Annotated in this window: 12 protein-coding genes; 8 read left to right on the top strand and 4 right to left on the bottom strand. The window is 67.6% G+C overall.

Features of this window, described 5'->3' with window-relative positions; all coding sequences use genetic code 11:
• The first annotated feature begins 5 nt into the window (after positions 1-5).
• The 5 genes from AC1RGU_RS02080 to AC1RGU_RS02060 are packed head-to-tail and all read left to right on the top strand — an operon-like array spanning position 6 to position 6,161.
• Entirely contained in the window at positions 6-821 is an 816-nt protein-coding gene (locus tag AC1RGU_RS02080) for an ATP-binding cassette domain-containing protein (RefSeq protein WP_492694404.1), read from the top strand.
• Between the two features lie 52 nt (positions 822-873).
• Positions 874-2,367: an ABC transporter substrate-binding protein gene (locus AC1RGU_RS02075; protein ID WP_492694402.1), complete on the top strand. Its 1,494-nt coding sequence runs from the start codon at positions 874-876 to the stop codon at positions 2,365-2,367.
• A gap of 7 nt (positions 2,368-2,374) precedes the next feature.
• Positions 2,375-3,775: an amidase gene (locus AC1RGU_RS02070; protein WP_492694400.1), complete on the top strand. Its 1,401-nt coding sequence runs from the start codon at positions 2,375-2,377 to the stop codon at positions 3,773-3,775.
• 36 nt (positions 3,776-3,811) lie between these two features.
• Complete coding sequence (locus AC1RGU_RS02065) at positions 3,812-5,260, top strand: aldehyde dehydrogenase family protein (RefSeq protein ID WP_492694398.1); 1,449 nt, start codon at positions 3,812-3,814, stop codon at positions 5,258-5,260.
• 4 nt (positions 5,261-5,264) lie between these two features.
• Complete coding sequence (locus tag AC1RGU_RS02060; protein WP_447741999.1) at positions 5,265-6,161, top strand: NAD(P)-dependent oxidoreductase; 897 nt, start codon at positions 5,265-5,267, stop codon at positions 6,159-6,161.
• 182 nt (positions 6,162-6,343) lie between these two features.
• On the opposite strand, the gene pyrF is transcribed toward AC1RGU_RS02060, so the two are convergent.
• From pyrF to AC1RGU_RS02045, 3 genes are read right to left on the bottom strand one after another with little or no spacing between them, the layout of a single operon-like run.
• Positions 6,344-7,054 (bottom strand): orotidine-5'-phosphate decarboxylase, encoded by a 711-nt coding sequence (gene pyrF / locus AC1RGU_RS02055; protein ID WP_492694396.1) that lies wholly within the window; start codon positions 7,052-7,054, stop codon positions 6,344-6,346.
• 41 nt (positions 7,055-7,095) lie between these two features.
• Positions 7,096-7,422, bottom strand: coding sequence for an EthD family reductase (locus AC1RGU_RS02050; protein ID WP_492694394.1), 327 nt, complete (start codon positions 7,420-7,422; stop codon positions 7,096-7,098).
• 37 nt (positions 7,423-7,459) lie between these two features.
• Positions 7,460-8,002, bottom strand: coding sequence for a carboxymuconolactone decarboxylase family protein (locus AC1RGU_RS02045; RefSeq protein WP_492694392.1), 543 nt, complete (start codon positions 8,000-8,002; stop codon positions 7,460-7,462).
• A 115-nt stretch (positions 8,003-8,117) separates the two neighbouring features.
• Here AC1RGU_RS02045 and AC1RGU_RS02040 point away from each other — a divergent pair, with 115 nt between their 5' ends.
• The 3 genes from AC1RGU_RS02040 (at position 8,118) to AC1RGU_RS02030 (ending at position 11,245) form a co-directional block, all read left to right on the top strand.
• Positions 8,118-8,384, top strand: coding sequence for a winged helix-turn-helix transcriptional regulator (locus tag AC1RGU_RS02040; protein WP_492694390.1), 267 nt, complete (start codon positions 8,118-8,120; stop codon positions 8,382-8,384).
• 140 nt (positions 8,385-8,524) lie between these two features.
• A complete protein-coding gene (locus AC1RGU_RS02035; protein ID WP_492694388.1) occupies positions 8,525-8,971 on the top strand; it encodes a hypothetical protein in 447 nt (148 codons plus the stop codon).
• A gap of 144 nt (positions 8,972-9,115) precedes the next feature.
• Positions 9,116-11,245 (top strand): tripartite tricarboxylate transporter substrate-binding protein, encoded by a 2,130-nt coding sequence (locus AC1RGU_RS02030; protein ID WP_492694386.1) that lies wholly within the window; start codon positions 9,116-9,118, stop codon positions 11,243-11,245.
• A 27-nt stretch (positions 11,246-11,272) separates the two neighbouring features.
• Here the strand turns inward: AC1RGU_RS02030 and AC1RGU_RS02025 are convergent, their stop codons facing one another.
• Entirely contained in the window at positions 11,273-11,668 is a 396-nt protein-coding gene (locus tag AC1RGU_RS02025) for a hypothetical protein (RefSeq protein ID WP_062479336.1), read from the bottom strand.
• Positions 11,669-12,030 lie beyond the last annotated feature (362 nt).

The following is a 12,030-nucleotide window of genomic DNA, read 5'->3' as shown; positions in this document are numbered from 1 at the left end:
CCCCGATGACTTCGACGTCTTCCTCTTCGACCCCGCTGCTGCAGGTGACCGACCTCGTGCGGCACTACGCATTGCCGCGCGAAAAGCTCTTCGGCCCGCCGCCCACCGTGAAGGCGCTCAACGGCGTGAGCTTCGAGGTGCAGGCCGGCAAGAGCGTGGGCATCGTCGGCGAATCGGGCTCCGGCAAATCGACCATCGCGCGCCTCGTGATGGCGCTGGACACGCCCACCTCGGGCAGCGTCGCCCTTGAAGGCCGCAACCTGCACGCGCTCTCGAAGGCCGAGCTGCGTACCGCGCGGCGCGACTTCCAGATGGTGTTCCAGGACCCGTACGGCTCGCTCGACCCGCGCCAGACCGTGGCGCGCATCGTCGCCGAGCCGCTCGAAGCCCTGGCCGAAACGCGCCGCGCCGAGCAGCGCGAGCGCACCGCCGAAGCGCTCGCCGCCGTCGGCCTGCGCACCACCGACCTCGACAAGTACCCGCACGAGTTCTCCGGCGGCCAACGCCAGCGCATCGCCATCGCGCGCGCACTCATCACGCGGCCCAAGCTCATCGTCGCCGACGAGCCCGTGAGCGCGCTCGACGTATCCGTGCAGGCCCAGGTGCTCAACCTCATGCAGGACCTGCAGCAGCAGTTCGGCATCAGCTATCTGCTCATCAGCCACGACCTCGCCGTGGTCAACCACCTGTGCGACGAGGTGTGCGTGGTGTTCAAGGGCCAGATCGTGGAACGCGGCCAACCCGCCGAACTTTTTGCCCACGCGCAACACCCATACACACGCACCTTGCTGTCGGCCGTGCTGCACACGCCATCGCGGTAGGCCCGAACGGGTCGAACCGGCAGCCTCTTTTTTCTTCCAGGAGAACCCCCGAATGTTGAAGCGACGCACCCTCATGGGCACCGCCATCGCCGCCGCGATCCCCGGCGCCTTCCCGCTGTTCGCGCAGGCCCAGACCGGCAAGAACATGCTGACCATCGGCATGCCGCTGGAACCGCCGGGCCTGGACCCGACGACCGCCGCCGCCTCGGCCATCGCCGAGATCGCGCACTACAACATCTTCGAGACGCTGACCAAGATCAACGCCGACGGCAGCGTGACGCCGCTCCTGGCCGAGAGCTGGACCGCGTCGCCCGACCTGAAGACCCACACCTTCAAGCTGCGCAAGGGCGTGAAGTTCGAGAACGGCGAGGCCTTCGATGCCGCCGCCGTCAAGTTCAGCTTCGAGCGCGCGGCCGGCGAGAAGAGCACCAACAAGGACAAGCGCTTCTTCAGCGAGATCAGCCTGAAGACGCCGGACGCCGACACGGTGGTCCTCACCACCGCGCAGCCCAACCCCGACCTGCTCTTCATGCTCGGCCAGGCCACCGCCTGCATCGTCGAGCCCAAGAGCGCCGACACCAACGCCACCAAGCCCGTGGGCACCGGCCCCTACAAGCTGGACAGCTGGCAGCGCGGCTCGGCCTGTTCGCTGGTGAAGTCGCCGACGTACCGCAACCCGGCGCTGGCCAAGGTCAACAAGTTCGTCTTCAAGTTCATGTCCGACTCGGCCGCGCAGACCGCGGCGCTGATGGCCGGCGACATCGACATCTTCCCGCGCGCCGGCACGCGCAGCGTGGGCCAGTTCCGCGCCAACCCGCGCTTCCGTGTGCTCGAAGTGGGCACGCGCAGCAAGGTGATCCTGGCGATCAACAACAAGCGCAAGCCGCTGGACGACGTGCGCGTGCGCCGCGCCATCCTGGCCGCGGTGGACCGCAACGTGGTGATCCAGGGCGCGGCCGACGGCTTCGGCAAGGCCATCGGCAGCCACTACCCGATCGGCGCGCCGGGCTATGTCGACACCACCGGCATCAACCCCTTCGACATCGCCAAGGCGAAGAAGCTGCTGGCCGACGCGGGCGTGAAGACGCCGTTGGAGCTGCGCATGACGCTGCCGCCGCCTTCGTACGCGCGCCAGGGCGGCGAGGTGATCGCGGCCCAGCTCGCGGCCATCGGCATCCACGTGAAGATCCAGAACGTCGAATGGGCCCAGTGGCTCAGCGGCACCTTCGGCGGCGGGCACGACTTCGACCTGAGCATCGTCGCGCACGTGGAGCCCTTCGACCTCGTGAAGTACACCGAGCCCGACTACTACTGGGGCTACGACTCGAAGAAGTTCCGCGACCTGTACGCCTCGGTGCAGAGCGAGCCCGACGAGAAGAAGCGCAACGCGCTGCTCGGCGAGGCGCAGAAGATGCTCGCCAACGATGCCGTCAACGGCTTCCTGTTCCAGGCCGTGTTCCCCACGGTCGCGCGCAAGGAAGTGAAGGGCCTGTGGCCGAACATGCCGATCGTTGCGAACGACCTGGCTGCCATCTCGTGGGGTTGATGCGGCCATGACGAAACCTCTTTACGCCCTGGGCGTGCAGGAACTGCACGCCGCCTACGCCGCCAAGGAACTCTCGCCGGTCGAGGTGACGCGCGCGGTCAACGAGCGCATCGCGGCCTGCGAGCCGCAGCTGCGCGCCACCTGGCTGTTCCGCCCCGACGCCGCGCTCGAGCAGGCGCGCGCCTCCGAACAACGCTGGCGCGCCGGCACGCCGCGCGGCACGCTCGACGGCGTGCCCGTGACCATCAAGGAAAACCTCGCGACCGAAGGCGACCCGATGCCGCTGGGCACCGCCGCCTACGAGCTCGTGCCGGTGACGTACGACTCGCCCCCCGCCGCGCGCCTGAAGGCCGACGGCACGGTGATGGTGGCCAAGACCACGATGCCCGACCTGGGCATGCTGTCGTCGGGCCTGTCGAGCTTTCACGACCTCTCGCGCAACCCATGGGACACCTCGCGCACGCCGGGCGGTTCCAGCGCGGGCGCCGGCGCGGCCGCCGCCGCAGGCTACGGCCCGCTGCACGTGGGCACCGACATCGGTGGCTCGCTGCGCCTGCCGGCCAGCTGGTGCGGCATCTTCACGCTCAAGCCCAGCTTCGGCCGCATTCCGCTGAGCTCGCCCTACATGGGCCGCTGCGCCGGCCCGATGACGCGCACCGTGGCCGATGCGGCGCTGATGATGGCCTCGGTCGCGCAGCCCGACGACCGCGACTATTCCGAGCTGCCGCCGCCCGCGATCGACTGGAACGCCTTCGAGGTCGATCCGTCGTTCCTCAAGGGCAAGCGCGTGGCGCTGCACATGGACGCCGGCTGCGGCCTGCCGCTCGATCCGCAGATCGCGCAGGCCGTGCGCGATGCCGCCAGGCGCATCGAGGCGGCCGGCGCGCACGTCGAGGAAATCCCGGCCTTCATGACGCCGCAGATGCTGCAGGGCATGGACCACTTCTGGCGCATGCGCTCGTGCCTGGACATGCAGGCCATGAGCGCCGAGCAGCGCGCGAAGATCCTGCCGTACATCCGCGAATGGGCCGAAAGCGCAGCCGATTTCTCGGGCGCGCACGTCTTCGACGGCTACAGCCAGTTCGTCGCCACGCGCGCGGCCACGGTCGCCGCCACCAAGGCGTACGACTTCGTGATCTCGCCGGTGTCGCCGAACATGCCCGCGCCCGCGGACCATGCCTCGCCCACCAACGACCCGATGCGGCCGCTGGAACACATCGGCTTCACGGTGCCCTACAACATGTCGGAGCAGCCGGCCGCGTCGGTCAACTGCGGCTACTCGGCCGAAGGCCTGCCCATCGGCCTGCAAGTGGCCGGCCGCCGCTTCGACGATCTGGGCGTGCTGCAGTTCAGCCGCGCCTTCGAACAGATTCGCGACGTCCAGAAGCCCTGGCCTGAGCTGGCCTGAACTGATCTGACCCGCCACACGGAGACACACCTTCCCATGAACGCCACCCACTACATCGACGGCCGCCGCGTGGCGTCCGAAGGCAATGCCACCATCGACGTGATCGATCCGAGCGACGGCCAGAAATTCGGCGCCATCGCACGCGGCACCGCTGCCGACATCGACGCCGCCGTGCGCGCCGCGCGCCAGGCCATGGGCGAGCATTTCGACGGCCCCTGGGGCGCCACCACCGCGCTCGAACGCGGCCGGCTGCTCGCCACGCTCGGCGCCGCCGTGATGCAGCACCACGAAGAGCTGGCCCAGCTCGAGGCGCGCGACACCGGCAAGGCGCTGCGCGTGGCGCGCAACGACGCGACCGCGCTGGCACGCTACTTCGAGTACTACGCCGGTGCCTGCGACAAGCTGCACGGCGACACCCTGCCCTACGAGCGCGGCTACACCGTGCTCACCGTGCGCATCCCGCACGGCGTGACGGGCCACATCATTCCCTGGAACTACCCGATGCAGATCGCGGGCCGCAGCGTGGGCGCCTCGCTCGCCGCGGGCAACGCCTGCGTGGTGAAGCCGGCGGAAGACGCGAGCCTGTCGCTGCTGCGCCTGGCCGAGATCGCGACCGAGGTCGGCTTTCCGGCCGGCGCGCTCAACGTGGTCACAGGCTACGGCAAGGAAGCCGGCGCCGCGCTGTGCGCGCACCCGGGCATCGACCACATCTCGTTCACCGGCTCGACCATGACCGGGCGCAGCGTGGGCCTGGCCGCAGCCGAGCGTCACTGCCCCGTGACGCTGGAACTGGGCGGCAAGTCGCCGCAGATCGTGTTCGCCGACGCCGACCTCGACGCGGCCGGGCCCGTGCTGCTCAACGCCATCATCCAGAACGCCGGCCAGACCTGCTCGGCAGGCAGCCGCGTGCTGGTGGAGCAGTCGATCTATGAAGAAGTCGTGCAGCGCCTTGCGAAGCGCTTCACGGCCGTGCGCGCGGGCACGCCCGCCGAAGACCTGGATATGGGCCCGCTCATCAACGAGAAGCAGTTCCGCCAGGTGCGCGACATGGTCGCGACCGCCGAGGCCAGTGGCATGAAGGTGGCGGCGCGCGGCACCGTGTCACCGCAGGCACCGTCCACCGGCTACTACCAGGAGGCCGTGCTGTTCCGCGACGTGCCGCATGACAGCGACCTGGCCCAGCGCGAGGTCTTCGGCCCGGTGCTGGCCGTGATGCCCTTCGCCGACGAAGCCGAGGCGGTGCGCCTGGCCAACGGCACGGACTTCGGCCTGGTGGCCGGCGTGTGGACGCGCGACGGCGCGCGCCAGCTGCGCATGGCGCACAAGCTGCATTGCGGCCAGGTGTTCGTGAACAATTACGGGGCGGCGGGTGGTGTAGAACTGCCCTTCGGCGGCGTGAAATCGAGTGGTTTCGGCCGCGAAAAGGGCTTCGAGGCCCTGCTCGGCTTCACGACCCTCAAGACCATCGCCATCAAGCACGGATGAATTCATGACCACCACTGAACAACAACCACAAACCTCGCGCAAAGTCGGCCTTGTCGGCGTCGGCCTCATGGGCCACGGCATCGCCAGCAACATCGTCAAGCACGGCCACCAGCTCACGGTGCTGGAGCACGCGGGCAACCAGCCGATCGACGACCTGCTGAAGGCCGGCGCCACCTCGGTGAAAGACGTGGCCACGCTGGCCGCGCAGGTCGACGTGCTGATCCTGTGCGTCACCGGCACGCCGCAGGTCGAGGCCGTGATGCTGGGCGACAACGGCGCGCTGAGCACGCTGCGCCCCGGCACCGTGGTGATCGACTGCTCCACCGCCGTGCCCGCCTCCACCGCCAAGGTGGCGCAGGCCGTGCTCGCCAAGGGTGGCCGCTTCCTCGACACGCCGATGACCCGCACCGCCAAGGAGGCCGCCGAAGGCCGCCTGAACCTGCTGGTGGGCGGCGACGCCGAGGTGCTGGCCTCGTGCCTGCCGCTGCTGCGCTGCTTTGCCGAGAACGTCACGCACGTCGGCGATGTGGGCGCGGGCCATGCGATGAAGCTGCTGCACAACTTCGTGTCGCTGGGCACCGTGGCGCTGCTGTGCGAAGCCGCAGCCTGCGCGCAGCGCGCCGGCGTGAAGCCCGAGGTGTTCGTGGACGTGCTCGCCAAGGGCGGCGGCAACGGTGTGGCGCTGGAACGCCTCAAGCCCAAGCTGCTGACGGGCAGCACCGATTCGCTGAAGTTCTCGATGGCGAATGCGAAGAAGGACCTGGGGTACTACAACGACATGGCGGAGCAGTCTTCTTCGAGCCATGGCATTGCGCAGGCTGTGGATGCCTTGCTGGCGCACGGGGTCGAGGTCTTCGGGCCGGATCGCATGGTGCTGGATCTGGTCGAAGCGCTGCGCTGAAACTCTTCAGGGCGCGTGCACAGGCCACCGGGTACTTCCCTCCGCGAATGTCCCCCGGCCTGCGGCCTCCTCCTTGATTTCGCTGCGGGAAGCACCCAGTGTCCTGCGCACGATGAGCGTGGCTGTGGTGCTGGCTGTTCAGGCACTGCGGCGAAGTGCCAGCCCCAACCCGCCTGACCGCTTCAGTGTTGTTGGATGGCGGTAGCCAGTTCTGCGCGCACGGCGGCGAACACGGCTGCAGGATCTGGGGCACGCGATATCGGGCGGCCGATGACCACGTGCGTCGCGCCAGCCCCGATGGCCTGCGAGGGCGTCGCAGCCCGAGCGTGGTCATTCTTTTCATCGCCTGGCAGCTGCGTGCCTGGCGTCACGATCAGGGCATCGGGCGGCAGGATCTCGCGAAGCAGCCTCACCTCCAACGGCGACGAAACAACGCCATGGCAACCGGCCGCGGCTGCCAGGCGGCCCAGTCGTGCGACCTGCTCTGGAACCGTCGACGCAACGCCCACCTCTTTCAGATCCTGGTCACTCATGCTGGTGATGACGGTGAGCGCAAGCACCTTCAGTTGAGGGAACGGGCTCGCGGCCTGGACGGCCGAGCGAAGCACGGCGGAACCGCCTGAGGCGTGCACCGTCACCATCGACGCACCCAGATGTCCGGCTGCGGTGACCGCGCCCGCCACCGAGCTGGGAATTTCCAGCAGCTTGAGGTCCAGGAAAACGCTCTTCCCTGCCTCTGCGAGCTCGCGGACGACCGAAGGTCCCGCCGCGGTCAGCAGCTGCAGGCCGACCTTGTAGTGCGTGGTCGCTGCGCCCAGCTGCTTCACGAGGTCCGCCGCCAATGCGGCGGCTGGGAAGTCGAGCGACACGATGATGCGGCTGTCCGTACTCATTGGCTTGTCCTCCATGCCGACGCCCCGTGCTCGGAGGGAACTCAAACCTCCGAACGCTCCACGACCACCTCGCTGATCTGCACCATGGGTTGAATGTCCGTGTAATTGGCAATGTCGCCCCGGATCTCCTCCTGGTGCTGGGCAGAGGCTGCCCGGTAAGCGTCGACGGAAGTGCAGACGAAGTCGCACTTGGCGATGTACGCAGGGTCGGTGCCCGCACCACGCCCCGAGATGCCTTTGTCCACCATGTAGTACAGGCACGCAGCGCCGAGCAGTCGCTTCATCATGGGCATGTGCCTCTCGCGGTAGTACGCGTGATCGAAGCGCGCGCCTGCGGCGTAGGGGTACATGACACTGACCTTGATCATCGAGATTTCTCCTGGGGTTGCACGCTGGTTGATCGCCTCAAGCGGGGAATCGTGCGCCCGACGCTTCCAGGGGCAGGCGCAGCCCGTTCGTGAGGTAGCTGACGGTGCGATAGAAGCCAGCCAGCATCAGCAGTTCGATGATGGCTTCTTCGCTGAAGTACGTTCGCAACGCGTCCCACAGTCCATCGTCGATGTCGGCGTGCGCGTGCAAGGAGTCGCACAGGCGCAGAAGCACCTGGTCCTCGGCCGACCAGCAGGCGTCGTTCGCTGAAGCCGTGACACTCGCCTGAACCTGCTCTGGCGTCAGGCCGGCGAGCCTCGAGAAGACCGTGACGTGGACGCCCCATTCGTATTCGGATTTGCACAATGCCGTCGTGCGGTGAATCACGATCTCGCGCTGTCGGATGCTCAGGTGGCCTTTGTCCAGCAACCCGCCGGCAAAGAACTTCTGAAACAGATGCGGGTCGCGTGCCAAGGTCGTGAACAGCCGCAAGGGAGGCTGTCCCTTCATCACCCCGTCGAGTGACCTGGAAATGTCTTCACCGAATGGTGGCGTTGCTGGCTCGATGCGTGCGGGCATGCAGACTCCTGATTCAAGGGCCACGCCATCGTAGGTCCGTTGCTGTATAAAGTAAAGCATGACAACACCTCGCATCGGCCGTCCAGTTCGCGGCTCCACCACCGGCCGCCCCCTCATGGTCGCGCTGGACCTGCTGGGCCGGCGCACGGCGCTGCGCGTGCTCTGGGAACTTCGGGAGGGCTCGCTGACCTTCAGGGCCCTGCAGGACGCTTGCGAGACGAACACCCGGTTGCTCAACACGCGGCTCACCGAACTGAGGGAAGTCGACCTGGTCGAACATGCCGAGGGTGGCTATCGACTGACGGACGAAGGGCGGCGGCTTTCGAAGGCGCTGAAGCCGCTGTCAACCTGGGCGGACCAGTGGGGGCATGGAAAGCGATGAGAAGCGGAGCATCCGCGGCGAATGGCTCCACCTATGATCAGAAACGTTTTTGTGGAGGAGCCCGTGACCGGCATGTTCGCGCTGCCCAGCCTGTCTCGCAGGTCGTGCGGGATGCATCGCGTCAGTGCCTTGGAGAACCTATGAGAAAAATCTTTCCTCTCTGCGCCCTCGTGTTGCTGTCCGCCCTCTCGGGTCAGGCCCTCGCAGGTGCCAATACGGCGCGACTGAACTGCACGGGCAGTCACGCGGGGCAGGCACTCATCTTGGTGGGTGATGTTCCCGCCTCCATCGTGGAGGTCGATCTGAAGCTCTCCTATGGCGGGAAAACCATGCGCCTGGTTTCACCCCAGGCGGAAACCTCCGAGTCCACCGATTTCCGCCATGGCGTCTTCAGGTTGGAGGCTGCGCTGTCCGGTTCGAACAAGCTCCAGCTTCAAGCCAAGCCCAAGAGCATCAAGTACAAAGGCAGCATGGGTGCCGGCAAACTCAACGCCAGCTTTGGCGCCATCCTCAAGAATGCGCCTGAGCCCTTTCAATCCGCGCTGAAAGGGGCCGAGCTCACTTGCATCTATGCATACGAAGTTTGAGCGTGGGCCCACAAATCGTTCAAGCAGGCAAACAGCCGCCGCGCGTTCAACCGCGAGCGCCTCGACGAACTGCGATGCCTGCGATGGAATGGCCTCCATCTGCGGCCACGACCCGAGGCTGAACCCTTGTTTCTCGCTCGCCCGATGAAGCGGCTGCGTCTCTTTGCCGCCCTGCTGTGGCTCGGCCTCGCCCTCGGTCCAGCCCGCGCAGCGCCACCGACCTACCAGGCGCTGTACGCCAACCCGGAACGCGCGTTGCCGATGCAGCCGACCTGGCACCTGCAGCCGGTGGATGCACAGGCGCCGCCGTGGGAAGACATCTTCACCTTCACCATCGGCATCGCCCCCAACCTGATCGAACGGGCGCGTTGGCTGAGCCTGAATCCGGGCAAGCACAGCGAGCGCGCCCCCGCGTTGTTCGACGCCCTCGACGGGCGCGTGCTTTTCCTGTCGCCGACGGCGCGCAGCTTCTGCGACGGACGCTGGCAGGTCGTGCGGCAGGAATACATCTCCGTCAATCCCGCACTGCAGCCGCTGCACCGGGTGTGGCTGGTGGAGCGAAAGCCCGGCGGCGGACTGCGCACCACCACGGCCAACGGGCGCATCGATGCGCAAGGCCAGTGGGCCGTTCCGCCCGTGAGCTGCGATGGCAAGGACACGATCTCCGCCGACTCCCCCGCCGCCCTCTCTTACCTGATGCCCGAAGGATCCAGGCCCGTGCCCTCCGAGCTGCAGGTGGACACGGTGTTCGCACAGCCCGGCCTGCGCGATGCGCGGGGACAGTGGCGCCCCCCCGCCCCGCCGCGGGACATCACCACTGCACGGTGGATGGACTACAAGCGGCAGATGGTGACGCCTGGCTCCACCGGCTCGGGCCTGATCGACGCGCGCGGACGCATGGTGATCCCGTTCATCTTCGGCGAGCGGCCCGACGCAACCGCCCAGCGGCGCATCCAGCTGTGCACCGCCGCCGGGCTGGATCTGCAGCGCAACGCCAGCACGCCGCAGGTGTGTCGCTGGCAACGACTGCACGGCAGCGGTGATACCGGCGCCGCGCTGCGGCCGGTCAAGGACGCGGTCACCGGCCGATGGGGCTACCAGAACGCGCGGGGCCAATGGGCGATCGCGCCGCAGTTCGAATCGGCGCGCCGGTTCCGTCATGGCTACGCCGTCGTCTCGGGCGCGTTCCCAGAGGACTGGCGGCCGCCCGGGTGGCAGGACGAACGGCCGATCATCCGGCAGTTCCACCGCGTGGGCCGCCATTGGGTGGTCGACGCCCTGGTGCGCAACGCGTCCACGGGCGGCGCGTGGGAATTACGCTATGGCCTGATGAACGATGCAGGGCAATGGCTTGCCGCCGTGCCGCAGCCCGCGCTGCACGTCACCGTGCTGGTTCCGCCCGGTGGCCGCAGCGGCCACTATGCCGAGATGCTGGCCAGCCACTTGCCCACCCTGCTGGGACGCAGCGTGCAGGTCGATCACGTGCCGACAGCCACCGAGGCCGACTATCGCCGGCTGATGACGGAGGGCGGCAACGAGAAGGTCTTGCTCGCGGCACTGCGGCTGCCGCGCGGAGGCATCGAGGGCGTGCACCAGGCCGCGCCGATCGATGCGCTGATGCATTCCCTTCGCCCCGTCACGCTGCTGGCGTCGGAGCCTCTGGTGCTGGCCATCGACAGCACGAAGGCCGACACGCTGGGCATTCACAGCACGGACGACCTGCTGGCCTACGCACGGGCCCACCCGGGCAGCCTGCGCATCGGCACGGGCGACGACGGCTGGACGGGCCACCTCGCCTTCGGCCAGTTCCGCGCAGCGAGCGGCGTCGACGTGCAGCGCGTGGTCTTCAAGGGCATGTACCCCGACTCGGACGTCATCACGAAGGCGCATGCGGTGGACCTGCTGTTCGCGCCCGTGAACGGCGTGGCGGTCGCCGTGCGGCGCGGCCAGTTGCGTGTGCTGGGCACCACCGCCGACCCGGCGCACCCGCAAAGCTTCGAAGGTGTGCCATGGCCGACGCTGGGCTCGAGCGCGCCCTTGGCCGGCTACACGACCTACGATCACTTCAGCCTCTGGGCGCCCGCGAATTCGGAGGCCGCATCCAATCGCACCCTGCAGGAAGCCGTGGCCCAGGTGCTTGCCACGCCCGAGGTGCGCAAGCAACTGCAAGACCTTCGCGTGGTCGGCGGCGGCGGTTCGCCAGAGAGCCTGCTGGCGCTGGAAGACGAAGAGCGCGAACGCTGGATGCGTGCGCTTTCATCACCGGCGCGTTGAGCGCGTTGAGGGCGCTGTCCCGCACCATCACTCGAACCGTATCTCGGCCACGGTCGGCGCATTCGGCTCCCTGGTCCTGGCATTCGCAATGGCGCCGTCTTTCTCGTTCCTGAACCAGTAGCGGCATCCGGTTCGGGAAATCATCGTCACGCACATCGAGCCGTCGGCGTTGAGAACCCATTTGCCCGACGCCTTGCCCGGTCCGCTCTGGTTGACAAAGTCGACGCGGCCATCCGTATAGAACTGCCAGCGCGAGACCATGCCGGTCGACAGATTGCTCGAAACGATGGGCTTGCCGATCAAGGTGCTCTCGACCTCGGCTTTGCTCAGGAACACGCGGCCATGAATGGGTGCGGGCTCCTCGGAGATGGCCGGCACGACGGCGATGCACAGCAGCGCGCGGATGGCGTAACGGGTGAACATGACATGCCCCTCTGACGTCGCGCAGTCGGCATGCGTTCAGCCGAGCGCGTGCGTCCAAGCGCCTGGTTGGCCTGTCGGTAACGCCCGAGGGCGTTACATGGCATTAACTAAAAAGCGCTACTTTTCTGCGCGCCAGATCCAGCCGGCGTACGCGAACGAGGCCTGCTTCTTCCTGCGCGCCACGGCCACGCCGGGAGGCGGTGGCCCGAGGTCGAGACGAGGAAGGCGGCGTTCTTTTTCTGCGACAACACGGCTTGTGCTCCGATGGCCCCTCGGCAAGGTGGCCGAAGGGCGTTGTGGGTGGCCTACGCAAACTCCGTGGCAACGGCGCCGGCGACGGCGGAAGAGCACTGTGAAGGCAA

Source organism: Variovorax sp. GW823-FHT02B07 (assembly GCF_058797695.1).
The sequence above is the reverse complement of the archived record's forward strand: the minus strand, read 5'-3'. Positions and strand labels throughout refer to the sequence as shown.

Coding starts and splice junctions, on each gene's coding strand:
- AC1RGU_RS02080 (WP_492694404.1), top strand. CDS start 6: ATGACTTCGACGTCTTCCTCTTCGACCCCGCTGCTGCAGGTGACCGAC.
- AC1RGU_RS02075 (WP_492694402.1), top strand. CDS start 874: ATGTTGAAGCGACGCACCCTCATGGGCACCGCCATCGCCGCCGCGATC.
- AC1RGU_RS02070 (WP_492694400.1), top strand. CDS start 2,375: ATGACGAAACCTCTTTACGCCCTGGGCGTGCAGGAACTGCACGCCGCC.
- AC1RGU_RS02065 (WP_492694398.1), top strand. CDS start 3,812: ATGAACGCCACCCACTACATCGACGGCCGCCGCGTGGCGTCCGAAGGC.
- AC1RGU_RS02060 (WP_447741999.1), top strand. CDS start 5,265: ATGACCACCACTGAACAACAACCACAAACCTCGCGCAAAGTCGGCCTT.
- pyrF (WP_492694396.1), bottom strand. CDS start 7,054: ATGAGTACGGACAGCCGCATCATCGTGTCGCTCGACTTCCCAGCCGCC.
- AC1RGU_RS02050 (WP_492694394.1), bottom strand. CDS start 7,422: ATGATCAAGGTCAGTGTCATGTACCCCTACGCCGCAGGCGCGCGCTTC.
- AC1RGU_RS02045 (WP_492694392.1), bottom strand. CDS start 8,002: ATGCCCGCACGCATCGAGCCAGCAACGCCACCATTCGGTGAAGACATT.
- AC1RGU_RS02040 (WP_492694390.1), top strand. CDS start 8,118: ATGGTCGCGCTGGACCTGCTGGGCCGGCGCACGGCGCTGCGCGTGCTC.
- AC1RGU_RS02035 (WP_492694388.1), top strand. CDS start 8,525: ATGAGAAAAATCTTTCCTCTCTGCGCCCTCGTGTTGCTGTCCGCCCTC.
- AC1RGU_RS02030 (WP_492694386.1), top strand. CDS start 9,116: ATGAAGCGGCTGCGTCTCTTTGCCGCCCTGCTGTGGCTCGGCCTCGCC.
- AC1RGU_RS02025 (WP_062479336.1), bottom strand. CDS start 11,668: ATGTTCACCCGTTACGCCATCCGCGCGCTGCTGTGCATCGCCGTCGTG.